The sequence below is a fragment of the Rhodanobacter sp. AS-Z3 genome, from assembly GCF_029224025.1.
Classification (GTDB): domain Bacteria; phylum Pseudomonadota; class Gammaproteobacteria; order Xanthomonadales; family Rhodanobacteraceae; genus Rhodanobacter.
Map to the genome: position 1 here is coordinate 1,639,388 of NZ_CP119392.1, position 24,606 is coordinate 1,663,993.

The 24,606-nt window shown below is 62.3% G+C and carries 25 protein-coding genes; 21 read left to right on the top strand and 4 right to left on the bottom strand.

What is annotated here, in order from left to right:
* Positions 1–35 precede the first annotated feature (35 nt).
* The 15 genes from rpsH (at position 36) to PY254_RS07125 (ending at position 10,224) form a co-directional block, all read left to right on the top strand.
* Positions 36–431 carry a 30S ribosomal protein S8 gene (rpsH, locus tag PY254_RS07055; RefSeq protein ID WP_281014752.1) on the top strand — a complete coding sequence of 132 codons (396 nt, stop codon included), beginning with the start codon at positions 36–38 and terminating at the stop codon, positions 429–431.
* Positions 432–442: 11 nt separating this feature from the next.
* Positions 443–970 (top strand): 50S ribosomal protein L6, encoded by a 528-nt coding sequence (rplF, locus tag PY254_RS07060; RefSeq protein WP_281014753.1) that lies wholly within the window; start codon positions 443–445, stop codon positions 968–970.
* 97 nt (positions 971–1,067) lie between these two features.
* Positions 1,068–1,421 carry a 50S ribosomal protein L18 gene (gene rplR, locus PY254_RS07065; RefSeq protein WP_281014754.1) on the top strand — a complete coding sequence of 118 codons (354 nt, stop codon included), beginning with the start codon at positions 1,068–1,070 and terminating at the stop codon, positions 1,419–1,421.
* Between the two features lie 104 nt (positions 1,422–1,525).
* On the top strand, positions 1,526–2,035 hold the full coding sequence (gene rpsE, locus PY254_RS07070; protein ID WP_007808187.1) for a 30S ribosomal protein S5: 510 nt from the start codon (positions 1,526–1,528) through the stop codon (positions 2,033–2,035).
* A complete protein-coding gene (rpmD, locus tag PY254_RS07075; RefSeq protein ID WP_281014755.1) occupies positions 2,028–2,228 on the top strand; it encodes a 50S ribosomal protein L30 in 201 nt (66 codons plus the stop codon). Before rpsE ends, rpmD begins: the two co-directional genes overlap by 8 nt.
* Positions 2,229–2,233: 5 nt before the next feature.
* Positions 2,234–2,665: a 50S ribosomal protein L15 gene (gene rplO, locus PY254_RS07080; RefSeq protein ID WP_345781830.1), complete on the top strand. Its 432-nt coding sequence runs from the start codon at positions 2,234–2,236 to the stop codon at positions 2,663–2,665.
* A gap of 5 nt (positions 2,666–2,670) precedes the next feature.
* Positions 2,671–3,993 carry a preprotein translocase subunit SecY gene (gene secY / locus PY254_RS07085; protein WP_281014756.1) on the top strand — a complete coding sequence of 441 codons (1,323 nt, stop codon included), beginning with the start codon at positions 2,671–2,673 and terminating at the stop codon, positions 3,991–3,993.
* Positions 3,994–4,129: 136 nt separating this feature from the next.
* The gene (gene rpsM, locus PY254_RS07090; RefSeq protein ID WP_056764196.1) at positions 4,130–4,486 is read left to right on the top strand and encodes a 30S ribosomal protein S13; all 357 of its coding nucleotides are present in this window, start codon (positions 4,130–4,132) and stop codon (positions 4,484–4,486) included.
* Between the two features lie 12 nt (positions 4,487–4,498).
* Entirely contained in the window at positions 4,499–4,885 is a 387-nt protein-coding gene (gene rpsK / locus PY254_RS07095; protein ID WP_007513384.1) for a 30S ribosomal protein S11, read from the top strand.
* A 10-nt stretch (positions 4,886–4,895) separates the two neighbouring features.
* Entirely contained in the window at positions 4,896–5,522 is a 627-nt protein-coding gene (gene rpsD, locus PY254_RS07100; RefSeq protein WP_281014757.1) for a 30S ribosomal protein S4, read from the top strand.
* A 15-nt stretch (positions 5,523–5,537) separates the two neighbouring features.
* On the top strand, positions 5,538–6,536 hold the full coding sequence (gene rpoA, locus PY254_RS07105) for a DNA-directed RNA polymerase subunit alpha (protein ID WP_281014758.1): 999 nt from the start codon (positions 5,538–5,540) through the stop codon (positions 6,534–6,536).
* Positions 6,537–6,852: 316 nt separating this feature from the next.
* Positions 6,853–7,236: a 50S ribosomal protein L17 gene (gene rplQ / locus PY254_RS07110; RefSeq protein WP_281014759.1), complete on the top strand. Its 384-nt coding sequence runs from the start codon at positions 6,853–6,855 to the stop codon at positions 7,234–7,236.
* Between the two features lie 170 nt (positions 7,237–7,406).
* Positions 7,407–7,910, top strand: coding sequence for a disulfide bond formation protein B (locus PY254_RS07115; protein WP_281014760.1), 504 nt, complete (start codon positions 7,407–7,409; stop codon positions 7,908–7,910).
* Between the two features lie 28 nt (positions 7,911–7,938).
* A complete protein-coding gene (locus PY254_RS07120) occupies positions 7,939–9,312 on the top strand; it encodes a class II 3-deoxy-7-phosphoheptulonate synthase (protein WP_281014761.1) in 1,374 nt (457 codons plus the stop codon).
* A gap of 132 nt (positions 9,313–9,444) precedes the next feature.
* Positions 9,445–10,224 (top strand): hypothetical protein, encoded by a 780-nt coding sequence (locus PY254_RS07125; protein ID WP_281014762.1) that lies wholly within the window; start codon positions 9,445–9,447, stop codon positions 10,222–10,224.
* Between the two features lie 18 nt (positions 10,225–10,242).
* On the opposite strand, the gene PY254_RS07130 is transcribed toward PY254_RS07125, so the two are convergent.
* On the bottom strand, positions 10,243–11,862 hold the full coding sequence (locus PY254_RS07130) for an amidase (RefSeq protein WP_281014763.1): 1,620 nt from the start codon (positions 11,860–11,862) through the stop codon (positions 10,243–10,245).
* Positions 11,863–11,961: 99 nt separating this feature from the next.
* On the opposite strand from PY254_RS07130, the gene PY254_RS07135 reads away from it, so the two are divergent.
* Entirely contained in the window at positions 11,962–12,711 is a 750-nt protein-coding gene (locus PY254_RS07135; RefSeq protein ID WP_281014764.1) for a c-type cytochrome, read from the top strand.
* Complete coding sequence (locus PY254_RS07140; protein WP_281014765.1) at positions 12,708–13,997, top strand: cytochrome c; 1,290 nt, start codon at positions 12,708–12,710, stop codon at positions 13,995–13,997. The genes PY254_RS07135 and PY254_RS07140 overlap by 4 nt, the downstream gene beginning before the upstream one ends.
* 86 nt (positions 13,998–14,083) lie before the next feature.
* Here the strand turns inward: PY254_RS07140 and PY254_RS07145 are convergent, their stop codons facing one another.
* Positions 14,084–14,605, bottom strand: a complete 522-nt coding sequence (locus PY254_RS07145; protein WP_281014766.1) for a mismatch-specific DNA-glycosylase — start codon at positions 14,603–14,605, stop codon at positions 14,084–14,086.
* Positions 14,589–15,281: a Dph6-related ATP pyrophosphatase gene (locus tag PY254_RS07150; RefSeq protein ID WP_281014767.1), complete on the bottom strand. Its 693-nt coding sequence runs from the start codon at positions 15,279–15,281 to the stop codon at positions 14,589–14,591. Before PY254_RS07150 ends, PY254_RS07145 begins: the two co-directional genes overlap by 17 nt.
* 139 nt (positions 15,282–15,420) lie before the next feature.
* On the opposite strand from PY254_RS07150, the gene rng reads away from it, so the two are divergent.
* Together rng and PY254_RS07160 are read left to right on the top strand one after the other, a co-directional pair.
* The gene (gene rng / locus PY254_RS07155) at positions 15,421–16,887 is read left to right on the top strand and encodes a ribonuclease G (protein WP_281014768.1); all 1,467 of its coding nucleotides are present in this window, start codon (positions 15,421–15,423) and stop codon (positions 16,885–16,887) included.
* A gap of 21 nt (positions 16,888–16,908) precedes the next feature.
* Positions 16,909–20,889, top strand: a complete 3,981-nt coding sequence (locus tag PY254_RS07160; RefSeq protein WP_281014769.1) for a YhdP family protein — start codon at positions 16,909–16,911, stop codon at positions 20,887–20,889.
* A 24-nt stretch (positions 20,890–20,913) separates the two neighbouring features.
* Here the strand turns inward: PY254_RS07160 and PY254_RS07165 are convergent, their stop codons facing one another.
* Entirely contained in the window at positions 20,914–22,116 is a 1,203-nt protein-coding gene (locus tag PY254_RS07165; protein ID WP_281014770.1) for a sterol desaturase family protein, read from the bottom strand.
* Positions 22,117–22,248: 132 nt separating this feature from the next.
* Between PY254_RS07165 and tldD the strand changes: the two genes are divergently transcribed.
* Both tldD and PY254_RS07175 read left to right on the top strand, forming a co-directional pair.
* Positions 22,249–23,688 (top strand): metalloprotease TldD, encoded by a 1,440-nt coding sequence (tldD, locus tag PY254_RS07170; RefSeq protein WP_281014771.1) that lies wholly within the window; start codon positions 22,249–22,251, stop codon positions 23,686–23,688.
* Between the two features lie 683 nt (positions 23,689–24,371).
* On the top strand, positions 24,372–24,566 hold the full coding sequence (locus PY254_RS07175) for a hypothetical protein (protein ID WP_281014772.1): 195 nt from the start codon (positions 24,372–24,374) through the stop codon (positions 24,564–24,566).
* The last annotated feature ends 40 nt before the right edge of the window (positions 24,567–24,606 follow it).

The window sequence follows — 24,606 nt, forward strand, 5'->3', positions numbered from 1 at the left end:
TTCTCGGATATCGGTGCACTCTGAAGGATGTTTTCATGAGCATGACTGATCCCATCGCCGATCTGTTCACGCGCGTTCGCAATGCCCAGGCTATGGGCAAGCCCGTCGTGCGTATGCCGTCGTCGAAAATGAAGGTGGCGATTGCCGACCTTCTCAAGAACGAGGGCTACATCCTCGACGCCAAGACTTCCGCTGAGGAAGGCAAGCCGGTGCTCGAGATCAAGCTCAAGTATTTCGAGGGCCAGCCGGCCATCGAGAAGATTTCCCGTGTCAGCCGGTCCGGCCTGCGTGTGTATCGCGGCAAGGATGAGCTGCCGAAGGTCCTCGGTGGCCTGGGTATCTCGATCATTTCGACTTCTGCCGGTCTGCTGACCGATGCGCAGGCCCGTGCCAAGGGTCTGGGCGGCGAAGTCATCGGCCAAGTGGCATAAGGAGTCTTTCGATGTCACGTGTTGCCAAACTACCAATTTCCCTGCCCAAGGGCGTCGAGATGACTGTCGGTAACGACAATATCTCCGTCAAGGGTCCGAAGGGCACGCTGTCCGTGCATCACTTGCCGGGCGTCAGCATCGTTGTGGACAACGGCGTTGCCAACATCAGCCTCAACGAAGGCGCCGACGATAAATTCGGTGGCACCGCGCGTGCCTTGCTGGCGAACATGGTTACCGGTGTCTCCACTGGCTACGAGCGCAAGCTGGAGCTGGTTGGCGTCGGTTACCGCGTCTCCATGACCGGCACCACGTTGAACCTGAGTCTGGGTTTCTCGCATCCGGTGACGTTTGAGGCGCCGGCAGGCGTCAGCATCGAAACGCCGACGCAGACCGAAGTCCTGATCAAGGGTGCGGACAAGCAGGTTGTGGGTCAGGTTGCCGCCAAGATCCGTGGGTTCCGTCCGCCTGAGCCGTACAAGGGCAAGGGTGTGCGTTACTCCGGCGAGAAGATCACCCTGAAGGAAGCCAAGAAGGCTTGAGTACGCTTTCCCTGCGTGTGGAGGCGGCCATCCATGGCCGCACTACTCACAAGAGCGCTACTTAGTTTTTGCCGATCCGCTTTCGAGGAATACAGAAATGAACAAGAACGAAAATCGCCTGCGCCGCGCCAAGTCAACGCGCTCGCACATCCGCAAGCTGGCTGTAGCTCGCTTGTCGGTGCATCGCACTGGCCAGCATATCTATGCGCAGGTGTTCGACGCCTCCGGCACCAACGTGGTGGCTGCGGCCTCCACCGTGCAGAAGTCGGTCGCCGAAGGTCTGAAGGGCACCAAGAACCTTACGGCCGCAGCGGCAGTGGGCAAGGCCATCGCCGAGCGCGCCATGGCTGCGGGTATCGAGTCGGTTGCATTTGACCGTTCGGGCTTCCGCTACCACGGTCGCATCAAGGCGTTGGCCGAAGCGGCTCGTGAGGCTGGTCTGAAGTTCTAAGGGTTACTGGGTCGGGCATCTCCCGATTTCCACTGCGTCATCTACAACTCCAAGCGGCTCAGCCGCAAGCAAAGTCCCGGTTCGCTGGGCACATGGAAAAGAACATGTCTTCTACCGATCGCGAAAATTCCGACGGCCTGCTGGAAAAGTTGATTGCCGTCAACCGTGTGGCCAAGACCGTCAAGGGCGGCCGCCAGATGAGCTTCACCGCACTGACTGTTGTTGGTGATGGCGAGGGCAAAGTGGGTTTTGGTTATGGCAAGGCGCGTGAAGTGCCGGTGGCCATTTCGAAAGCCATGGAGCGCGCCCGTCGCCAGATGGTCGATATCGAACTGAACAACGGTACGTTGTGGTACGCCGTCAAGGCGAATCATGGCGCGGCCCGCGTCTACATGCAGCCGGCCTCCGAGGGTACTGGCGTGATCGCCGGTGGCGCCATGCGCGCCGTGCTGGAAGTGGTCGGTGTGAAGAACGTGCTGGCCAAGGCCGTCGGTTCGCGCAACCCGATCAACCTGGTGCGCGCGACCATCAAGGGCCTGCAGGCGGTTGCCTCGCCCAAGAAGATCGCCGCCAAGCGTGGCAAGACTCTGGATGAGGTGTTGGGCAATGGCTAATAAGAACGAAACCGCTGCCGCCACGGTGCGTGTGCGCCTGGTCAAGGGTCTGCGCGGTGTACAGGCTCGTCATCGCCTGAGCATCAAGGCGTTGGGCCTGGGCAAGATCAACGACGTCCGTGAGTTGAAGGACAGCCCGCAGGTTCGTGGCCTGATCAACACGGTCTACTACCTGGTCCGGGTCGAGGAGTAATCATCATGCGTTTGAATGAACTTAAGCCGGCCGCCGGTTCCCACAAGACGCGCCTGCGCGTTGGTCGTGGTATCGGTTCGGGCATGGGCAAGACTGCGGGTCGCGGTCACAAGGGTCAGCACGCTCGCGCGGGCGGCACCCACAAGTTTGGTTTCGAAGGCGGCCAGATGCCGCTGAACCGCCGGATGCCGAAGGTTGGTTTCCGTTCGAAGAAGCTGGTTGCGAGCCAGGAAGTGTTTCTGTATCAGTTGGCAGCCCTGAAGGCCGACGTGATCGACGCTGTCGTGCTGCATCAGGCTGGCCTGATCAACAGCCGCGCGAAGCGGGTCAAGGTCGTGCTCAAGGGTGAAATCGGTCGTGCGGTGAAGTTGTCCGGTCTGCTGGCTACCGCCGGCGCCAAGGCAGCCATCGAGGCGGCCGGCGGCAGCGTGGAGTAAGGCCGGTGGCAGCAGCCAAGGGCAACGCACTCGGCAAGCTCGGAAAACTCACCGAGCTTCGCCAGCGCATCTTCTTCGTGATTGGTGCGTTGGTGGTGTTCCGGCTTGGTTCGTTCATTCCGGTACCTGGCGTCAACCCGGAAGCGATGACCAGTCTGGTCAGTGGCAACGGCCTGATGGACATGTTCAACATGTTCTCGGGTGGTGCTTTGGCGCGGTTTTCGGTATTTGCGCTCGGCGTGATTCCGTACATCTCGGCGTCCATCGTGTTTCAGATGATGGGTTCGGTTGTGCCCAGCCTGCAAAGCCTCCGCAAGGAAGGCGAGTCAGGCAAGCGCAAGATGACCATGTATACGCGGTATGCCACGGTGGCGCTGGCGGCTTTCCAGTCGTTCGGTATCGCGGTGGCACTGCAGGGACAGGTCGCGGCGGGTGGTGCTCCAGTCGTGTATACGCCTGGCTTCGGTTTCGTCATGTCATCGGTGGTAGGTCTGACCGCTGGCACGATGTTCCTGATGTGGCTGGGTGAGCAGATGACTGAGCGTGGTGTCGGCAACGGCATTTCGCTGCTTATCTTCGCTGGTATTGTGGCCGGTCTGCCTGGCGCGGTGGTGCATACGCTCGGCATGGCCAGCAACGGCGAGTTGACGTTGATCAAGCTGTTGATGGTGTTCGGTCTGGCTTTGGCGGTGACCGCTTTCGTGGTCTTCATGGAGCGGGCGCAGCGTCGAATCACGGTGAACTACGCGCGACGGTCCGGTGGGCAGAAGGCCTACATGAACCAGAGCTCCAACCTGCCGCTGAAGATCAATATGGCGGGTGTGATTCCGCCGATCTTTGCCTCGAGTCTGCTGATGTTTCCGGCGACCGCGGTGAGTTGGTTCAGTACCGGGCAGCAGTCGCGCTGGGTGCAGGATCTGGTGCAGGCGCTCAGCCCCGGCAATCCGTTGTATGAAATTGTGTTTTCGGTACTGGTGATCGGTTTTGCGTTCTTCTACACCGCAATCGTGTTCAACGCGGATGAGACGGCCGACAACCTCAAGCGTTCGGGCGCCCTGATTCCGGGCATTCGTCCGGGCAAGGGAACGGCCAACTACATTGATGCGGTGATGACTCGTCTGACCGGTGTCGGTGCGTTGTATCTGGTACTGGTGTGTCTGGTGCCGTCGTTCATGCAGAACGCCTGGCATGTACCGTTCTATTTCGGTGGCACGTCGCTGCTGATCGTGGTGGTGGTGGTGATGGACTTTACCTCTCAGGTGCAGGCGCATCTGGTCAGTCACCAGTACGAAAGTCTGCTCAAGAAGGCCAATCTTCGTCGCAACTAGTGGCTGCTGGTGTGGGCGTGGTTGGTCAAACGTAGGAAGCTCGCGTCGCCTCGGTGTCGCAGGGCTTTCCAGTCAGGGTAATTCAGGTTAAAATTGCGCGTTTATCGCGCACGAAACGCATCGGAGAAAGTACATCATGGCGCGCATCGCGGGTGTCAATTTGCCGGTCCAGAAGCATGTCTGGGTTGGTCTGCAGAGCATTTTCGGTATCGGCCGTAGCCGAGCCAAGCAAGTCTGCGTGGATGCTGGCGTGGTTCCGACCACCCAGATCAAATCCCTCAGTGAAGGCGAGGTGGAGAAGATCCGCCACGAGATCGCCAAGTACACCGTCGAGGGCGATCTTCGCCGCGAGGTGGGCATGGCGATCAAGCGTCTGATGGATCTCGGTTGCTACCGTGGCTTGCGCCACCGTCGCGGCCTGCCGGTGCGCGGCCAGCGCACGCGTACCAACGCACGTACCCGCAAGGGTCCCCGTCGCGCGATCAAGAAGTAACGGATTCCGAATATGGCTAAGCCGGTTAAAACCAAGAAGAAGATCAAGCGCGTTGTCACGGATGCCGTGGCCCACGTGCAGGCCTCCTTCAACAACACCATCGTCACCATCACCGATCGCCAGGGCAATGCCTTGTCGTGGGCTACTGCCGGCGGCGCCGGTTTCCGTGGCTCGCGCAAGTCGACCCCGTTCGCTGCGCAGGTTGCCGCCGAAAAGGCTGGCCGTGCTGCAGGCGACTACGGCGTGAAGACGGTCGAAGTTCGCATCAAGGGCCCAGGTCCGGGTCGCGAATCGGCTGTGCGCTCGCTGAACGCGCTCGGTTACAAGGTGCTGAACATCATTGACGTTACGCCGATTCCGCATAACGGCTGCCGTCCCCCCAAGAAGCGTCGAGTCTAAGGAGTAACCCATGGCCCGTTATCGTGGAGCTACCTGCAAACTCGCCCGTCGCGAGGGTGCGGATCTCAGCCTGAAGAGCCCGGCGCGTGCGCTGGATTCCAAGTGCAAGATGGAAAACAAGCCCGGTCAGCATGGCGCCAACAAGCGCATGCGCATGTCCGACTACGCCGTGCAGTTGCGTGAGAAGCAGAAGGTCAAGCGCATCTACGGTGTGCTTGAGCGTCAGTTCAGCAACTACTACACCAAGGCAACGACCCTCAAGGGCAATACGGGTGAAAACCTGTTGCGCCTGCTCGAGAGCCGCCTGGACAACGTCGTCTATCGCATGGGTTTCGCGGTTACCCGCGCCCAGGCCCGCCAGTTGGTCGCCCACAAGGCGATCCTGGTGAACGGCAAGAAGGTGAACATCCCGTCTTACCAGGTTCGCCCGGGTGACGCGATCGCATTGACCGAGAAGGGCCGCAGCCAGCTGCGCGTCCAAGAGGCGGCGACCGTGTTTGACACGATGGACCTGCGTCCGATCTGGGTCGAAGTCGACGCCAAGAAGTTCGAAGGCACATTCAAGGCGGTGCCGGATCGCGGTGATCTGCCGTCCGATATCAATGAAGCATTGATCGTCGAGCTTTACTCGAAGTAATTACCGGAGTTCTGCATGGCAGTTTCGTCAACTAGTGTGCTGCGGCCGCGTGGCCTCAGCGTCGAACAGCTCGGAGCCAACCGCGCCAAGGTGGTGGTCGAGCCGCTCGAGCGTGGCTTTGGCCATACCCTGGGCAACGCGCTGCGTCGCGTGCTGCTCTCTTCGATCCCCGGCAGCGCCATCGTCGAGGTCGAGATCGATGGCGTGCTGCATGAATACACCACCCTGGAAGGCCTGCAGGAGGACGTGATTGAAGTCCTGCTCAACCTGAAAGACGTGGCGATTCGTCAGCATACCGGCGATGAAGTCACCCTGACCTTGTCCAAGAAGGGCAAGGGCGTGGTCACGGCCGGCGACATTGTCGTCGACCACTCGGTGGAAATCATCAACCCCGAGCACGTGATCTGCCATCTGACCAAGGACATCGTCCTCAACATGCGTCTGAAGGTGCGTCGCGGCGTCGGCTACCAGCCGGCCAGCACGCGCCAGCATCCGGATGATGAAGCACGTCCGATCGGTCGCCTGCAGCTGGATGCGTCGTTCGCACCGGTGTTGCGCGTGGCTTACGAAGTGGACGCCGCTCGTGTCGAGCAGCGCACCAACCTCGACAAGCTGGTGCTGGACATCGAGACGAACGGTACGATCGGTGCTGAAGATGCAGTCCGCAAGGCTGCTGAAATCATCAACGACCAGCTGTCCGTGTTTGGTGACTTCTCGCGTCGCGAGAGTGCTACCGACAAGGCCGAGAAGAGCGGTTTCGATCCGCTGTTGCTGCGTCCGATCGATGATCTGGAGCTCACCGTGCGTTCGGCTAACTGCCTGAAGGCCGAGAGTATCTACTACATCGGCGACCTGGTGCAGAAGACCGAAGTCGAACTGCTGAAAACGCCGAACCTGGGCAAGAAGTCGCTGACGGAAATCAAGGACGTGTTGGGTGGCCGCGGTTTGGCTCTCGGCATGAAGCTTGAGAACTGGCCGCCGGCGGGTTTGTCACACGGCATGCAGTTGGGTTGATTGGCGGTTTGCGATCATTCGTGATCGCAAGCGGCAACGGTGAACTGGCGAGTTCGAGTTTCGGCTCTCTCGCCAGGCACCACCAGCGGCCCACGTGGCCGCATTGTTTCTTTTGGCGATCCCCTTTGATCGCCGTGTCACCGCGGTTTGGCGAGTATGGGTCTACCTGCTCCGTCAGCCGTCAAAGTCGGTCATTCATGGCTGCGCTTTCAAACAAGAGCCCGTTCCAGAAAGGCTCCTCATAGCGGGTAACCGCGGGAATCCGGACCTACGTGCCGGCTTTTCATAACAACAGACATCCACAGAGAATCCAGTCATGCGCCATCAAAAATCCGGACGCAAATTCAACCGCACCAGTTCGCATCGTGAAGCGATGTTCAAGAACATGGCTGCGTCGCTGATCAAGCACGAACTGATCCGCACCACCTTGCCCAAGGCGAAGGAACTTCGTCGCGTGGCTGAGCCGCTGATCACGCTGGGTAAGGTCGATGGCGTTGCCAATCGTCGTCTGGCCTTTGCGCGTCTGCGCGATAGCGAGGCGGTGGGCAAGCTGTTCGTCGAGCTGGGGCCGCGCTACAAAGAGCGTCCCGGTGGTTACCTGCGCATCCTGAAGTGCGGCTTCCGCGTCGGTGACAATGCGCCGATGGCGTATGTCGAGCTGGTCGGTCGCCCGCAGGTCGAGGCTGTCGACGCCGAGTAATCCACTCGCGTTGCAAAGCTCTGCAGTATCGAAACCCGGCCGGGCAACCCGCCGGGTTTTTCGTTTCATTTCGCCGGGCCTGCCGCGCATTTTTTACGAAATGTCGCAGGCAGGCTGACAGCGTCCCGGCGAACCGCTATGGTCACGGTTCCGCAACGCAGCAATTCGCCATGAATCCCTTTCGCTGGTCCTATCGTGTCACCTTCCTCGTCGGTTTTCTGATCTGTGCAGCGCTGCTCGCGTTTGCGCTGTACGCCGAATACGGGTTGGGTATGACGCCTTGTCCGTTGTGCGTTTTTCAGCGCATCGCGTTCCTGGTGATGGCGCTGTTCTTCCTGCTCGGCGCCATTCACGCACCGCGTGGCAACGGGCGTTGGGTCTATACCGGTCTGGTGCTTGCAGGTGCCGTGGGCGGGGTGATCAGCGCGAGTCGCCATCTGTGGCTGCAGAGTTTGCCGGCCGACCAGGTACCGTCCTGCGGCCCCGGGCTCGGCTACATGCTCGATGCCTTTCCGTTCGCGAAGATGTTGAAGCTGGTGTTCACTGGCTCTGGCGAATGCGCCAAGGTCGAACCCATTCTTGGTTTGCCGATGCCACTGTGGAGCCTGCTGTGGTTTATCGCGTTGGCCGTGTTGGCCGTGCTGGTAACGCGCCGTCGCACGGTTTTGAAGTGACTGATCCAACTCCTTTCGGGAATTCGAAATGATTCACGCTGTACCCAATGTTTTCGCGCCCAGGGATTGGGAGCCTGCTTCCTGGCAACAGCGCGAGGCATTGCAACAGCCGCGCTATGACGACCCCGTTGAACTGGCCGAAGCCACCACGCAACTGGCGCGCCTGCCGCCCTTGGTGACCTCGTGGGAAGTATTGGCGTTGAAACAGTCGCTGGCCGAAGCCCAGGAAGGCACGCGGTTCCTGCTGCAGGGCGGTGACTGTGCCGAGAGCTTTGCCGACTGCAGCAGCCCGATCATTTCCAACCGCCTGAAGGTGCTGTTGCAGATGAGCTTGGTGCTGGTGCACGGACTGAAGAAACCGGTATTGCGCGTCGGTCGTTTTGCCGGGCAATACGCCAAGCCGCGTTCAACCGATGAGGAGACCCGCGATGGCGTGAGCCTGCCGAGTTTTCGCGGCGATCTGGTCAACGGGCCGGAGTTCACGGCCGTTGCGCGTCGCCCCGATCCGCAGCGGATGATTCGCGCCCACGCGCATTCGGCGTTGACGATGAACTTCGTGCGCGCGCTGATTGATGGTGGCTTCGCCGATTTGCGTCACCCGGAATATTGGGATCTGGCCTGGGTTGAGCATTCGCCGCTGGCGGCGGAATACCGCCAGATGGTCTCGGCCATCGGCGATTCGCTGCGCTTCATGGAAACGCTGGCCGGTCCGATTGGTGGCTTCTCCAAGGTGGATTTCTTCACCTCGCACGAGGCTTTGCTGCTGCACTACGAGGAAGCGTTGACGCGTGAAGTGCCGCGCAATCCCGGCTGGTTCAACCTGTCCACCCATTTTCCGTGGATCGGCATGCGCACCGCGGCGCTCGATGGTGCGCACGTCGAGTACTTCCGGGGCATCCGCAATCCGATCGCGGTCAAGGTCGGGCCCACGGTCACGCCCGAGCAGTTGTTGCCGCTGATCGAAGCACTGAACCCGCACGATGAACCGGGTCGGTTGACCCTGATTCATCGCATGGGCAACGGCAAGATCGCGGCGGCGCTGCCGCCGCTGCTCGACGCAGTGAAGCGCGAAGGGCGGCGCGTGCTGTGGGTGGCTGATCCGATGCATGGCAACACCGAGAGCACTTCGAATGGCTACAAGACCCGCCGCTTCGACAATATTCGCGGCGAGCTCGACCAGGCGTTCGATATCCATGCGGCGGCCGGTACCCGGCTGGGTGGCGTGCATCTGGAGTTGACTGGCGAAGATGTCACCGAATGCATGGGTGGCGCCCGTGATTTGTCCGAAACCGACCTTGACCGGGCCTACAAGTCGATGGTCGATCCCCGCTTGAACTACGAGCAGTCGCTGGAGCTTGCGATGCTGATCGTGCGCAAATCGGTGGGACATTCCGACCGCTGAGCGGGTGACAGCTGTCATCGGCGGTGGCTGGCACGACGCACTGAAGTTTCACGGCCAGATGCGTGAAAGTGGTGAATGCCAACCATTGCCGAGTTAACCAAGATGCCGCTGAGCAGCCCCGTTTCCCCGCGCGTGAACCCCTGGACCCTTGCCGGACTGGCGTTGCTGTTGCTGCCGCTGCTGACCATGGCGCATGAAGTGGCGGGCCATGCACTGGCGTGCGTCGCCACCGGCCATATGCCCAGCGAGATCGGTGCGTATTACGTGGAGTGTCCGAATACCGGCCCATGGGCCCGGCGCATCGTGGCGATGGCTGGTACCGGCATGGACGTCCTCCTTGCCGTGCTGGCGCTGATTGGCTGGCATCGCGTGCGCCGACCGCTACCGCGGCTGGTGCTGTGGCTGGTGTTCACGGTGAAGGGCATGGTGGCTGCGGGCTACTGGATGTTCTCCGGTGTTTCCAATCTGGGTGATTGGGGGCCGGACGTGGGTGGTGGTATCGGCCCGTTGCCGTGGCCCTGGCTATGGCGGGTGGTTCTGTTCGCGGTCGGTTTGTTCTTTTACATCGTGGTGACCCGGCGAGCGATCCGCATGCTGGGCGCGATGCTCGGCGGCGGCGAGCCAGCACGGCAGGCGCAAAGGCGCATCGCCATGACGATCTACCTGATTGGCGGCGTATCGGCGGTACTGGTCAGCATGGTCAATCCCCTGGGCATCGTGATCACCCTGATCTCGGCGGTGGCGTCGACCTTTGGCGGCACCGCCGGCTTGTTCAACGTGGCCTACGCGAAACCGCGCGACGAGTCGCCGCGGGATTTCGTGATCGGCCGTCACCAGGCGATCATCGTGGCTGGCGTGTTGATGATGCTGGCCTTTGCCACGGTGCTGGGACCTACGTTGTACCTGCACTAGCGGAGGGTGATATCCCGATCAGGGCGAGGCCAGCGGCTTGCCGCCGATGGTGTCGAGGAACTGCGGCGCCTGCCATGCCCTGGCATGCTGCTCGAAACCGTAGGCGATGGTGATCAGCGTCGGCTCGCTCCACTTTGCGCCAAACAGCACGATGCCGACCGGCAGTCCGTGCGCGAACCCGGCCGGTACGGTCATCGATGGATAGCCGGCGACGGCCGCCGGCTGCGAGGCACCACCGACCGTCGGATCACCGCTGACGATGTGGTCGCCGAGTAGCGGATCGGTCATGAACGCCGGACCCCACGAGGGCGCCAGCAACGCATCCAGATGCTGCGCTTTCAGCGCCGCGTCGATGCCTTGCGGACCGGACAGCCGTTTCGCCTTCGCCAATGCCTCGGTATACGCCTTGTCGCTGAGCGGGCCCTTCTGCTCGGCCTGCTCAAACAATTCCTGGCCGAACCACGGCATCTCTTCGCTGGCATGCGCGCGGTTGAAGGCGATCAGGTCGGCCAGCGTTTTCACGCCCAGTCCTTGGCGCGTGGCCAGGTAGGCGTTGATGTCGTGCTTGAAGTCGTACAGCAGCACGGTCATTTGCGGTGCGCCCAATTCAGCCAGATGCGGCACAGTGACCGGATCGATGATGATCGCGCCCTGTGCCTTCATCACGGCGATCGACTGATCGAGCACGCGATCGGCATTCGGCTCGGCGCCGGCGAACTGGCGCACCACGCCGATGCGCTTGCCCTTCAGTCCATTCGGATCAAGGAAGCGGCTGTAGTCGGTGGCATGACGATCGGCCTCGGCGGTTGCCGGGTCGCGCGGGTCGCTGCCGGCAATCACGCTGAGCAACGCAGCCGCATCGGCCACGTTGCGAGCCATCGGGCCGGCGGTGTCCTGGCTGTGGCTGATCGGCACGATGCCGGCGCGGCTGACCAGGCCAAGGGTGGGCTTGATGCCGACAATCCCGTTCATCGAGGCGGGGCAGATGATCGAACCGTCGGTTTCGCTACCTATGGCCACGGTGGCCAGCCCGGCGGCTACGGCGGCCGCCGAGCCGGCACTGGAGCCGCAGGGGTTGCGATCGAGCACGTAGGGATTGCGGGTCTGGCCGCCACGCGCGCTCCAGCCGCTGCTGGCATGGCTGGAGCGGAAGTTCGCCCATTCGCTGAGATTGGTCTTGCCGAGGATCAGCGCACCGGCGTTGCGCAGGCGTTCGACCAGGCCAGCATCACGCGGAGCCGGCGCGCCCGCCAGTCCGAGCGAACCGGCGGTGGTGAGCATGTGGTCACCGGTGTCGACATTGTCCTTGAGCAGCACGGGAATGCCGTATAGCCGACCGCGCTTGCTGTCGCTGGCGCGTGCCTCGTCGAGCTGGCGAGCCAGCGCCAAGGCGTCGGGATTGGTCTCGATCACCGCACGCAGGGTCGGACCGGAGCGGTCGAGCTGGTCGATCCGCTTCAGCAATTGTGTGGTCAGTTGCTGACTGTCGAGCGTGCCGGCGTCCATGCGCTGCTGCAGCTGGGCGATCGATGCATAGGCGACCTCGGGAGGCGGCGAGGTGGAGGCGTCGGTGGCTGCGGCGGACGTGACGAGCAGGGCGGTGGCCAGTGCGGCGAGATGGACGGCTGAACGATTCACGGTAACCCCCGTTTGAGATGAGGCGGCATAGTTTCGCCTGCTTGCAGCTTAGCGCCGCTTCGTGGCGAATGAGGCGGTAGGCATGCGTACAATGCCCGGATGACCATCCTCCTCCGTCCGTTTGTTGCCAGGTCCTTCGCTGTTGCCACGCTGTTCGTGCTGGCCATGGTTTGCGGATCGGCCAGCCGTGCCGCCGACGCCCCGGTGGTTCCCGATACCTTGCAGCAGCGGATCGCCGCCTGTACCACCTGCCACGGCGTGCATGGCGAAGGTACGCCAGGCAGCGGGTATTTCCCGCGACTGGCCGGCAAGCCGGCCGCTTATTTGACGCGGCAGCTGCAGGATTTCCAGAACGGTTTGCGCAAATACGCGCCGATGCAATACACCGTGCGTCAATTACCGCCGGCGTACATGCGCGAGATCGCCGAATACTTCGCAGCGCAGCAAGTACCGTACAGCCGATCACCCTTGCCGGCGGTTTCAGTGGCAACACTGCAGCGCGGTGAGGAGTTGCTCGGCAAGGGTGATCCTGCGCGAAAGATTCTTGCCTGCAGCGCTTGCCACGGAACCCAGTTGACCGGGGTGGAGCCGTCCACACCGGGTCTGGTCGGTCTGCCGTATGACTACATCAGCGCGCAGCTCGGGTCATGGCGCACACATACGCGTTCCACGGTGGCGCCGGATTGCATGGCTACCGTGGCGAGTCGGTTGAGCGCTTCGGATATCACAGCGGTGGCTGCTGCGCTGGCCAGTCGCGAGTTGCCGGGCGATACCCATGCACAACCTGCCGGTTCGGTGACGCCGCCGTTGTCGTGCGGCGTGCTCGGCGCCGCCGGGGACAACTCATGAGAGCGCTGCGCTGGCTGCTGCTGGCGGCGGTAGTGCTGATCGCCTTATTGCTGGCGTGGCTGGGGTTGGCGGGTGGTCATGCGCCCACGCCACGTTCGGCGAGCAAGGTTTCGGAAGCCACGCTGGCCGATCCGGCGTTGATTGCGAAAGGGCAGTATCTGGCTACCGTCGGCGACTGCGCCGGCTGTCATACCGCGCAAGGCGGCGCGCGGTTAGCCGGTGGCCGGGTCATGGTCACGCCGTTCGGTGATATCCCGGTGCCGAATATCACGCCTGATCGCGAGACCGGTCTGGGTGAATGGAGTTTCGAGGATTTCTGGCAGGCGCTGCATGCCGGCAAGGGACGTCATGGCGAGCTGTTGTATCCGGCGTTTTCGTATACCTCCTACACCAAGGTAAGTCACGACGATGCGCTGGCCATGTTTGCCTGGCTGCAGTCGCTGCCGCCGGTGCACCAGCCTGCTCGTGCGCCATCGCTGGCGTTTCCGTACAGTGTGCGCAACAGCCTGAAAGCGTGGCGCGCACTGTATTTCAACGAGGGTGAATTCAAGCCCGATCCGGCGCAATCGGCCGAATGGAATCGCGGTGCGTATCTGGTGCAGGGCCTCGGCCATTGCAACGAATGTCATGCGGCGCGCGATTCGCTGGGTGGTACGGCGAACAACGCGCTTCTCAGCGGCGGAAAGATCCCGGTGCAGGATTGGTACGCGCCCGATCTGAGCACGCGCGAGCACGGCGGCCTCGAGGGCTGGAGTGCACAGGACATCGTCGACCTGCTGAAGACGGGGCAATCCTCCAGGGGTGTGGCATTCGGGCCGATGGCGGCGGTGATCTCCGACAGCACCCAGCACATGACCGAGGCCGACCTGCACGCGGTGGCCAACTATCTGCAGTCGCTGCCGCCGCGCGCTCCGGCGACGGTAGCGACGACACCGTTCGACGCGAAGGCACTGACCGAGCAAGGCAGCAAAGTCTATGCACAGCATTGCGTTGATTGCCATGGCAAGCAGGGCGAGGGTGTAGCCGGTGTCTATCCGCCACTGGACGGCAATTCCTCGGTGACGGAACCGACCGGCATCAATGCGACGCGAATGGTTTTGCTGGGCGGTTTTGCTCCGGTCACCGCCGCCAACCAGCGGCCGTATTCGATGCCGCCGTTTGCCCAGCAATTGAGTGATGCCGACGTGGCGGCGGTGGTGACTTACCTGCGTCGCAGCTGGAGCAACCACGGTTCGATCGTGCGTTCCGAGCAGGTCCGCGCCTCGCGGCATACACCGGTCGATTGAGTCGGCTTCGTGTGACGCCGCTGTCGTAGGGCGGGCACTGCCCGCCGGCTCTTCGCTCATTCAAAAGCCGGCGGGCAGTGCCCGCCCTACCGTGGCTTGCCGATGGCGTGGTACCGCTCGCTCAAGGCCAGCCACGGCTTGATGTCCCAGTGACCACGTGCCTGTCCGGAAGGTGACGGCAGCACGAACAGTTGGGTGCTGCCGATCGTCTCGTCTTGCAGGCCATAGCCGACCGCATGCCCGAGCGCAGCGCGTGCCGCGTTCTTGCTGGTGAAGGCGAGCAGGCGTGGCGAATAGCGTTCGATCTTGCTGCGCAACGCGGGTGCGTCGAACGCATCATGCGGCAGTTCGTCGTCATTGCCTGAGTGGCGTTTGGCCAGATCGGTGAGGCCGATGCCGTAGTCGGGCAGCAGCGGAAATTCCGCCGGAGCCAGCAGGCGCCGCGTCAGGCCAGCTTCGAACAGCGCACGCCAGAACAGGTTGCCGGGGTGGGCGTAGTAGGCGTGTTCTGCGGCGGAGCGCTTGCCGGCGGCGGTGCCGCAGAACACCAGCGCGAGGCCTGCTTGCAGCAGGTCGGGCAGCACGTGGTCGTCAGTCGGCCGCGACATGTTCGTCCAGCAGGAAGTCGGTGAACTGGAAGCGGTCATCGCGCAGCACCGATTCGCCGCGACGCAGCTTCAATGGCTGGCGGAACAACGGGCCGGCGTAGCTCAGCGTGTGGAATTCGCCGCGCTCGCCGCAAGGATCAACCCCGGCGGGCAGCGCGTCGAGCAGGGCCGCATCGTAGGGGCGTCCACAATAGCTGGCGTCGAGTTGCTGGGTGTCCACACAGCACAGCATCGCGCGGTGGCCTGCGCGGAGGAAGTGGCGTGACAGGCTGGCGGTGTCTTCGCCCCACAGCGGAAATACCGCGCGCCAGTTTTCGCGACCCAGTTGGCGGACACGGTAGTCGCGCACGTCTTCCAGAAACAGATCGCCGAACGCGCAATGACGGATCCCCGGCCAGCGCATGCGTGCCTCCACCAGCGCCTGTGCGTGTGCTGCCTCGTACGCTTCGTTGCTACCCGGCCAGTCCAGCATCACTTCGACCAGCGGCAGCCCCAGTGAGCTGGCCTGGGCCAGCAGCACGTCGCGCTGCGTGCCATGCATGGCCACTCGCTGGTAATTGCGATTGACCGTGGTCAACAGCCCGACCACCTGCCATTGCGGATCGGCCAACAGTCGCTGCAGGGCGAGCAGGCAGTCCTTGCCGCCGCTCCAGGCCAGCAGGATGGGCGTAGTCATGGCTTGGGCTCCAGGGTGGCTCGTCCGGCGATCGTGTTCATTTGGCGTAATTCGGTATGTGAATGCAGATTCCATGCCGCAGTTCATCGACAGTCTACGGCTGCACCGCTATAAAGATGGTCTGTCCGGGGAGTATGCAGTGAGCGAAGAAATTCTGATCAACGTGACCCCACGCGAAACCAGGGTCGGGGTGGTCGAGAACGGCATGTTGCAGGAGGTGCATGTCGAGCGTGCGTCAAAGCGCGGTTACGTGGGCAACATCTACAAGGGACGCGTGCAACGGGTGATGCCGGGCATGCAGGCGGTGTTCGTGGAGATCGGGCTGGAGCGCGCGGCGTTCCTGCATGCCTCGGACATCGTGCGACCCACGCCGGTCGAAGGCAGCGAAGGCAATGGCCACGTGCCGTCGATCAGTGAGCTGGTGCACGAAGGCCAGGAGATCGTGGTGCAGGTGGTCAAGGACCCGATCAGCACCAAGGGTGCGCGACTGTCGACACATCTGTCGATTCCTTCCCGCTATCTGGTGCTGCTGCCGTATGCGCGCACGCTGGGCATCTCGGCGCGGATCGAGGATGAGGAAGAGCGCCAGCGCCTGCGTGATGTGTTGAATCCGCTGATCGGCGAAACGCCGCTGGGCTATATCGTGCGTACCAATGCCGAGGGGCAGAGTGCCGAGTCGCTCGCGTTCGACGTGACCTATCTGGGCAAGGTCTGGCGTGTGGTGCAGGAAAACATCGCCAAGGCGAAGATGGGCGAGCGCGTTTACGAGGAGTTGTCGCTGCCGCTGCGAAGTCTGCGCGACATGCTCAACGAGGATATCGAAAAGGTGCGCGTGGACTCGCGCCTCACCTTCGAGAATGTGGTCAAGTTCGTGCACAAATTCATGCCGAATCTGGACGACCGCATCGAGCATTACGACGGCGAGCGGCCAATCTTCGACCTGTACGGTGTCGAGGACGAAATGCAGCGCGCGCTGAAGAAGGAAGTGCCGCTGAAGTCCGGTGGTTATCTGGTGGTCGACCAGACCGAGGCGATGACCACGATCGACGTCAACACCGGCGCCTACCTCGGCACGCGCAACCTGGAAGAGACGGTCTACCGCACCAATCTGGAAGCGGCCCAGGCGGCGGCGCGTCAGCTGCGCCTGCGCAACCTGGGCGGCATCATCATCATCGACTTCATCGACATGAGCGATGAAGAACACAAGCGCCAGGTACTGCGCATGCTGGCCAAGGGCCTGGCACGCGATCACGCCAAGACCACCGTGTATCCGATGTCGGCGCTGGGCCTGGTCGAGATGACCCGCAAGCGCACCACCGAAAGCCTGGCCCGCCAGCTGTGCGAGCCGTGCCCGGCCTGCAACGGTCGTGGCCTGTTGAAAACCGCCGAGACGGTGACTTACGAGATCTTCCGCGAGATCACCCGCGCCGTGCGCCAATTCAATGCACAGAAGCTGCTGGTGATGGCGAATCCGGCGGTGGTCAACCGGATTCTTGAGGAAGAATCCAGCGCGGTGGCCGAGTTGGAGGAGTTCATCTCCAAAAGCATACGCTTCCAGGCGGAAGAGCATTATTCGCAGGAACAGTTTGATGTTGTCTTGCTGTAAATGGATCGTGGATTGCCGCGCGTGAACGTGCTGTGGCAGCGCCGGTTGCACCGTTGCGCGCGCGCCTCGGGTTGGTTGGCCGGCATTGCGCTGATTCTGCTGGCCGTCGTGGCGGCGTTGTCGCAGCTGCTGCTGCCCTTGCTGGCACAGCATCCGGAGTGGGTGGCAGCGCAACTCAGTGCACGCCTGCAACGACCGGTGAGCTTCGAGTCGATGGAGGGGCGCTGGACGCCGTCCGGTCCTGAGTTCGTGATGCGTGGCGTGACCGTAGGCGCTGCTGCGGGCCAGGCTGGTGCGGTGGTGAAGCTGCCCGAAGCCGATTTGCGGTTCGATTTTGGTGGCTGGCTGCTGCCGTCACGGCATCTGATCAATCTGCATGTTCGCGGCCTGCAACTCGACCTGTTGCATCAGGTTGATGGCTGGCACGTCAACGGCATCGGTGCGGCCGGCGGCAATGCACGACAGCCGCTCTCCCTGGGGCATTTGTCAGCCGACCTGTGGCTGGAAGATCTGCGTGTCTCGGTGACCGACGCTGTGCTGGACAAGCATTACATCGTGTTGTCAAAACAGCTGCGGCTGAGTCGTCAGGGTGATCAGTTGCGTTTTGCCGGCGCGCTTCGACGCGAAGGCGTCGCCGCCACCGTGCATAGCGTTGGTCGCTTTCAGCTCGATGGCAGCGCCGGTCAGGTCTGGGCCAGTGTTGACGGCGCCGAATTGAAACCCTTGCTTGATGGCGTCGATCTGTCCGGCTATGCGGTGCAGGACGGTCACGGCAAGATCAGCGCGTGGCTTGACTGGCGCGACGGTCGACTTGATCGCAGCCTGCTCCAGCTGAACCTGGACAGCTTGAGCGTCAGCGCGACGGGCGGCGACACCGTCCATGTCACCTCGCTCCACGCCCTGGCTGGCGTCCAGCGCGCTGATGACGGTTACCAATTGCGTTGGGCGGGCAGCGATGGCAGTGCGCTGGTGCTGAATCTGCATCAGCCGGGTACCGAACAGGTGGCGGTGGATGCGGTGGCGCGCCAGCTGCAGCTGGCTCCGTTGTTGCCATGGCTGGCATTGAAGCCGGGCCTGTCGCCGGCGCTGTCGCAATGGCTGGGCAGTGGCCATCCGCGCGGCGAAGTGAAACAGCTTCGGCTGCAGTGGAATCACCACGATGGCCTGCGCGCGCTGGAGCTGGCCTTCAGTGGCGTAGGCATCGATGCGGTGGGCACGTTGCCCGGGCTGGACAGCCTTGACGGCGAGTTGCGCGGCGATGCCGGGGCGTTGTCGGTGACCTTGCCCAGTCAGCCCGCCACGGTAGATCTTCCACAGTTCCGTCAGCCGTTTGTCTTGTCCAGATTCGGCGGCACCTTGGCATTCTGGTCGCAGGATGGCCAGTCGCACCTGGGCATCGATACGCTGGATTTCAGCGGTGCCGGTTATGCCGGCGAAGCACGCGGCGAAGTGGTGTTGCCCACGCAAGGTGGTGCGCCGTTCGTCGAACTGTATGCACAGCTGGATCACGCCGACCTTGCCGCAGCCAAGCTGTTCTGGCCGCGGTCGATGTCGCCCGCCAGCGTCGCATGGCTCGATCGTGGCCTGCAGGCCGGCCAGCTGGACGATGCCCAGGTAGTGCTGCGCGGCAACCTGCAAGACTGGCCGTTTCCTCACAACGAGGGGCGCTTTGAAGCCCACGCAGCGATCAGTGGTCTGAGCCTCGACTACGGCAAGGATTGGCCGCGGGCCGAGGACATCACCGCGGTGGCCAGCTTCGTCAACAACGGCATGCTGGTCGAGGCCAGTGGCGGCCACGCGCTGGGTGTGAAAACCGACAAGGTGGTGGCGTTGATTCCTGATTTTGCCGACCCGCTGCTCGATCTCAATGCACAGGGCAGCGGCAGTGGCAGCAGCTTGATGGAATTCGTGCGCAAGAGTCCAGTCGGCAGCCACGTGGCCGATACGCTGGCCAAGTTGAAGCTTGGTGGCAGTGGCAGCTTCGCCTTCCACCTGATCTTGCCGATGAAGCATGATGATGTTTCGGCGCAACTTGATGGCGTGGCCCAGCTGAAGGATGCCGACCTCAGCGCGCCGGAGTGGAACCTCAAGCTGGACAAGCTCAACGGCCCGCTGAAGTTTGATCTGCACGGCATGCAGGCCGGCCCGCTGGATGCAGGCTTCCGTGGCCAGCCATCGAAGCTGCAACTGACCGTGGCCGGTGCGAACACCGATCCGGCTACCGTGCTGTCAGCGCAGTTGCAAGGCGACTATCGCGTGGATGAACTGGTGCGCGACTACCCCACACTGGACTGGCTCGGCAAGCTGTCCGATGGGCGCGGTCCGTTCGATATCGGTTTCACCATCGCGCATGTCGCCGGCAGCGACGCGCTCAGCCAGACGCTCAGCGTCGACTCACCCATGCAGGGCGTCGCGCTGAGTCTGCCGGCGCCGTTGCACAAGGTCGCTGAAGAAAATCTGCCGTTGCACCTGAGCATGAGTTTGCCCATCAGCGGCAGCGAATTGCGCTTCGGTCTCGGCGATGCGTTGCGCGGCTATCTGCGGCTTGCCGATGGCGAGCAGCGTCCGCTGGTGGGCACGTTGGCGCTGGGTGCACAGATGCCGACAACGCTTCCCGATCACGACCTGCGCGTTCGCGGTCATGCCAGCAAGCTCGATGTCACCGGCTGGGTGCAGCAGGTAGCCGGTGGCAGCGGCAGCGGTGGGCCTGGGCTGGAAAGTCTGGACATCAGCACCGATCAGGCACAGTGGTTCGGCAATCAATTGGGTCCGTTGAAACTGCAGGCGCAGCCGCAGCCGGATGTACTCAGTGTGGAGGTGGAAGGGCCGGCCATGCTCGGCAATTACAGCGTGCCCACGCGCGAGCTGGACAAGCGCGGAGTCACCGCGCGCCTGAAGCGCATGTACTGGCCCAAGGCTGCCCCGGCTGAAGCTTCCAGCCCGCTGCACAAGGCCGCGGACAAAGCGCCCGCGTCGCTCGCGACGGCGCCCGCGCTAGCGCTGCAAGACCCGGCCAATACCGGCATCAATCCGGCGGCCTTGCCGCCGTTCCATCTATGGGTGGGCGACCTGCGCCTGGGTGATGCGAAGCTTGGTGAGGCGCGACTGGAAACCTGGCCGACGCCCGATGGTTTGCACATTGAACAGTTGCGTGCCCTGTCCAGTCGCGTACAGATCAATGGCAGCGGCGACTGGAACGGCGATGCGCGTTCCAGTCATACCCACATGCGGATCAACTTCGCCGCCGAGGATCTCGGTGGCATGCTCGGTGCGCTGGGTTTCGATGGGCTGGTCAACGGCGGCAAGACGCATGACCAGCTTGATGCGCGCTGGCCCGGTTCACCCAGCGGGCTGTCGCTGGCGACCATGGATGGCACGCTGAGCATCCAGGTCAATGACGGTCGTATTCCCGAGGCGACATCACCCGGTGTGGGTCGCCTGCTCGGGCTGGTTTCGCTGGCGGAACTGCCGCGCCGGCTCACCCTGGATTTCGGCGACGTGTTCGGCAAAGGGCTGGCGTTCGATTCGATCAGTGGCGATTTCAAACTGGCCAACGGCAATGCGACCACCACCAACCTGGTGATCGATGGGCCGGCTGCCAACATCAAGGTGACTGGCCGCACCGGTCTGCGCGCCAAGGATTACGACCAGCAGATGCTGGTGATTCCACACGTTGGCAACAGCCTGCCGCTGGTTGGCGCGGTGGTCGGTGGGCCGATTGGTGCAGCGGCGGGCTTTGCGGTGCAGGGCATTCTCGGCAAGGGCTTGAACCAGGCCGCCAGCGCGCGTTACCAGATCACCGGCAGCTGGGAAAATCCCGTCATTACCCTGCTCGAAAAACACGCCGCACCGCTGCCTGTTGCACCGTTGCTCAGTCCCGACGGCAACTCGCCCGCGGCTGCGGCAAGCGCAGGCACGCCGGCGCCGCCAACATCCCTGCGGGTTCCAGTGGCCGCAGCCAGCAGCGTCGCGCCGGCCTCGTCGAGTTCGGTCCGGCACTGAATTCGTGCACGAGCTACCGGCGGATCACTCCGTCGGTTTGCCGTCGGTCTTGTGCCCGCGGAATGGAAACAGCTGCTGTTTCACGAAGCCGTCCGGCATGTAGTCACCGACCACACCATAGCTTTCGGGAAACTGGTTCTTCGACTTCACTGCGGTGCCGAACAGGTAGTCGAGAAACGCGTAATGTGCGGCGTAGTTCTTGTCGATCGCTTCGTCATCCGACGCGTGATGCCAGTGATGGAAGTCCGGGGTCACCAGCACGTATTTCAACGGTCCCCACGGCAAGTGCACGTTCGCGTGGTTGAACACCGCCTGGAAACCCACAATCAGGATGTAACCGTTCATGGCCGCCTCGGAAAAACCGAGGATGTACAGCGGCGCCAGCACGCAGACGCGAGTGAAGATCAGCTCCAGCATGTGCTGGCGTGAACCGGCCAGCCAGTCCATCGTCTTCACGCTGTGATGCACCGAATGGAAGCGCCACAGGAACGGTATCTCGTGGTACGCGCGATGCGTCCAGTACTGGGCGAGGTCCGCCACCAGCACGCACAGCAGCAACTGCGGCAGGAACGGAATGTGCTGCACGCCCTGCTGGAAGTTGCTGCTGACCAGCCAGCCGAACATGTGGTGCAACAGGAAGTTCACCGACAGCAGGGCCAGCCCCACGATGAAATGATTCACCGCGAAATGTTTCAGGTCCGTCTGCCATTCCTTGCGGAAAATCGCCTGGCCCTTGTACAGCGGAAACAGCTTCTCGATCACCACGAAAATCAGCGTGGAGCCGAGCAGGTCGAGGATGAACCAGTCCAGCCCGATGTACGGCGTGTGGTCGGGGAATGCGCCTACCGGCACGCGCGAACCGCCCAGTGCTACCGCGGCGATCACCAGCACGAAGGCCATCACGTTGAGGTTGCGCTGGCGATTGAGAATGACATTGGCCAGCGACATGCCACCGGCCACCAGCAGGCCGACCAGCAACACCTGGCGCAGCACGTCCACCGAATACTTGTGGCGCAGGTCCGGTGTGGTCAGGTATTGCGGAAAATGGAACGCGATCACCGCCAGCAGGCAGAGGAAGCCGAGCGACAGTGCGATCACGCCAGTGATCTTGCCCAGCCCCGGTTTCAGCTCGCCGTCGCGATGCAACAGTTCGCGTGTTTCGGCTACCGGCCGCGCAGCACGAGTGACGGCGTCGCGCGCCGCTTGACGCCTGGAATGTTCGCTCACGGGTGATTCTTCACTGATGGGCCGGTTGGCGTTGTCGCATGGTAGTGGAAGACCGCCTGCGCAGGCTTTAAAGGGCCGCGCCGCAACCCCATGTGGGATAGTTCCGGAATCGCCACAGACCGAACACATCCCATGGATTCATTGATTGCCCTCGCCGAAAGCAAGCTGTTGTCCCCCGGCGGCATTGCCACCGGTGACCTCGACCGCGTATTCGCCCAGTTGATGGGCCCGTCCATCGACGCGGCCGACTTGTACTTCCAGCATTCGCGCAGCGAGTCGTGGACGCTGGAAGAGGGCATCGTCAAGGACGGCAGCCACTCGATCGAGCAGGGCGTGGGTGTGCGCGCGATGTCCGGCGAAAAGACCGGCTTCGCCTATTCCGACGAAATCGTGCTGCCACAGTTGCTGGAAGCCTCCAAGGCCGCGCGTGCGATTGCCCATGATGGCAACGGTGCCGGCAAGCCGCTGGCGCTGCACAATGCCCGCGCGTTGTACCCGGCGATCGACCCGGTCGAAAGCCTGCCCAATCCCGACAAGATCGCCTTGCTGCGCGAAGTCGACGCCTATGCGCGCTCGCGCGATCCGCGCATCAAGCAAGTCATCGTCAGCCTCGCCGCCACGATGGATACCATCCTGATCGCCGCCTCCGACGGCACTTTGGCTGCCGACGTGCGCCCGCTGGTGCGCATCAACGTGCAGGTAATCGCCGAGCAGAACGGTCGCCGCGAACAGGGTTACGCCGGCGGCGGTGGCCGTTACGGTTATGGCGAACTGATCGAGAACGGTCGCGCGCTCGGCTTCGCCGACGAAGCCGTGCGCCAGGCGCTGGTCAACCTCGATTCGGTCGACGCCCCCGCCGGCCAGATGACCGTGGTACTCGGACCCGGCTGGCCCGGCGTGCTGCTGCACGAGGCCATCGGCCACGGGCTGGAAGGCGACTTCAACCGCAAGGGCAGCTCCGCCTTCTCCGGACGCATCGGCGAGCGCGTCGCCGCCAAGGGCGTCACCATCGTCGATGACGGCACCCTCGCCGGTCTGCGCGGCTCGCTCAGCATCGACGACGAAGGCACCCCGACCGAGTGCACCACGTTGATCGAGGATGGCATTCTAAAAGGCTATATGCAGGACAAGCTCAACGCGCGCCTGATGGGCATGGCGCCTACCGGCAACGGCCGCCGCGAATCGTTCAACGCACTGCCGATGCCGCGCATGACCAACACCTACATGCTGGCCGGTTCGCATGATCCGGCCGAGATCATTCGCTCGGTGAAGAAGGGTTTGTACGCACCGAATTTCGGCGGTGGTCAGGTCGACATCACCAACGGCAAGTTCACGTTCTCGGCCTCCGAGGCTTACCTGATCGAAGACGGCAAGATCACTCGTCCGGTGAAGGGTGCCACCTTGATCGGCTCCGGTCCCGAGGTGCTCCATCGCGTGTCGATGATCGGCAATGATCTGGCGCTGGATGCGGGCGTCGGCATCTGCGGCAAGGATGGGCAGAGTGTGCCGGTCGGCGTGGGTCAGCCGACGCTGAAGATTGATTCGATGACGGTCGGTGGTACAGCGTCGTGATTATTGCCACCTGAATGGCGGGGCCTTTTTAGGGGCGGGCCCTGCGCGCGATGCTCCCGATTGTGCTGCTTCGCTGGTTCGAAAGATCCTGCAAGGGGAAGTACTTTCCGTGTGAACGCCTGAGTCTATCTACTCTCCAGCACACGAAGTTTCTTCAGTGCCACCGGTTTTGCTATTTTGGTGGAGCCAAACGCCAGATAGCTGCGCTGGGCAGTAAATCTAATTGTTGAGCTTCAGGACGAACCTAGGAGAAACACATGCCGGATAGCAGATATCTTGTTGGCATCGAAGCGGCAATGAAGATCGACATCGATCTATACAGAGGTGGAAATTCATCATCGCCACGTTTGGATCACGTTCGGGACAAGGACGTCGTAAAATATAAGGGCGACTTGACGGGGATCATGATGGTCAAGGGTATGTCCGGAGGCATTTCGACGTTCACGGCCCCCAAGGCGGAAACCAATTGGTGGTGGATAAAGGCCGGGACCCGGTGCCAGCCAAGCTGGTCGTTACGCGCGATACAACGGATCCAAAAACCGGGATCACCCACTACACCATCTGCCCAGCTTCAGACATTTTTCTAACGGAATTCGTCACCCAACTTCAGTCATTCCTGAATATTGAGAGACTTCCGATAGAGCGCGCGATTGAGCTCGGTGGGCGCTGGGAGAATAGATAAAATGATGACTATCGAATGGTCCGAGGTCAATTGTCTGATAGAGGCGTTGGTGCTTCTGGAAGCAAAACATAAAGTGATTCTTGAGGACGCTTCTATCGACGAAGATACTCGCTCTGATCATGTGAATGATCTGGCATACGTCGAAATTCTCATGCACAAGTACGAGCAAATGCGTGATCAAATCCAGGCCGGATAGGCCCCGGTAACAGGCATGACTCCCGGCCCGATCGTCATTC

Excerpts from the sequence above, each read along its gene's own strand:
- rplQ (WP_281014759.1), top strand. The coding sequence starts at position 6,853 with ATGCGCCATCAAAAATCCGGACGCAAATTCAACCGCACCAGTTCGCAT.
- PY254_RS07140 (WP_281014765.1), top strand. The coding sequence starts at position 12,708 with ATGAGAGCGCTGCGCTGGCTGCTGCTGGCGGCGGTAGTGCTGATCGCC.
- PY254_RS07175 (WP_281014772.1), top strand. The coding sequence starts at position 24,372 with ATGATGACTATCGAATGGTCCGAGGTCAATTGTCTGATAGAGGCGTTG.
- rpsH (WP_281014752.1), top strand. The coding sequence starts at position 36 with ATGAGCATGACTGATCCCATCGCCGATCTGTTCACGCGCGTTCGCAAT.
- rpoA (WP_281014758.1), top strand. The coding sequence starts at position 5,538 with ATGGCAGTTTCGTCAACTAGTGTGCTGCGGCCGCGTGGCCTCAGCGTC.
- rpsK (WP_007513384.1), top strand. The coding sequence starts at position 4,499 with ATGGCTAAGCCGGTTAAAACCAAGAAGAAGATCAAGCGCGTTGTCACG.
- rpmD (WP_281014755.1), top strand. The coding sequence starts at position 2,028 with ATGGCTAATAAGAACGAAACCGCTGCCGCCACGGTGCGTGTGCGCCTG.
- rpsM (WP_056764196.1), top strand. The coding sequence starts at position 4,130 with ATGGCGCGCATCGCGGGTGTCAATTTGCCGGTCCAGAAGCATGTCTGG.
- rplR (WP_281014754.1), top strand. The coding sequence starts at position 1,068 with ATGAACAAGAACGAAAATCGCCTGCGCCGCGCCAAGTCAACGCGCTCG.
- rpsE (WP_007808187.1), top strand. The coding sequence starts at position 1,526 with ATGTCTTCTACCGATCGCGAAAATTCCGACGGCCTGCTGGAAAAGTTG.
- tldD (WP_281014771.1), top strand. The coding sequence starts at position 22,249 with ATGGATTCATTGATTGCCCTCGCCGAAAGCAAGCTGTTGTCCCCCGGC.
- PY254_RS07135 (WP_281014764.1), top strand. The coding sequence starts at position 11,962 with ATGACCATCCTCCTCCGTCCGTTTGTTGCCAGGTCCTTCGCTGTTGCC.
- PY254_RS07120 (WP_281014761.1), top strand. The coding sequence starts at position 7,939 with ATGATTCACGCTGTACCCAATGTTTTCGCGCCCAGGGATTGGGAGCCT.
- rpsD (WP_281014757.1), top strand. The coding sequence starts at position 4,896 with ATGGCCCGTTATCGTGGAGCTACCTGCAAACTCGCCCGTCGCGAGGGT.
- rplF (WP_281014753.1), top strand. The coding sequence starts at position 443 with ATGTCACGTGTTGCCAAACTACCAATTTCCCTGCCCAAGGGCGTCGAG.
- rplO (WP_345781830.1), top strand. The coding sequence starts at position 2,234 with ATGCGTTTGAATGAACTTAAGCCGGCCGCCGGTTCCCACAAGACGCGC.
- PY254_RS07145 (WP_281014766.1), bottom strand. The coding sequence starts at position 14,605 with ATGTCGCGGCCGACTGACGACCACGTGCTGCCCGACCTGCTGCAAGCA.
- PY254_RS07115 (WP_281014760.1), top strand. The coding sequence starts at position 7,407 with ATGAATCCCTTTCGCTGGTCCTATCGTGTCACCTTCCTCGTCGGTTTT.
- PY254_RS07150 (WP_281014767.1), bottom strand. The coding sequence starts at position 15,281 with ATGACTACGCCCATCCTGCTGGCCTGGAGCGGCGGCAAGGACTGCCTG.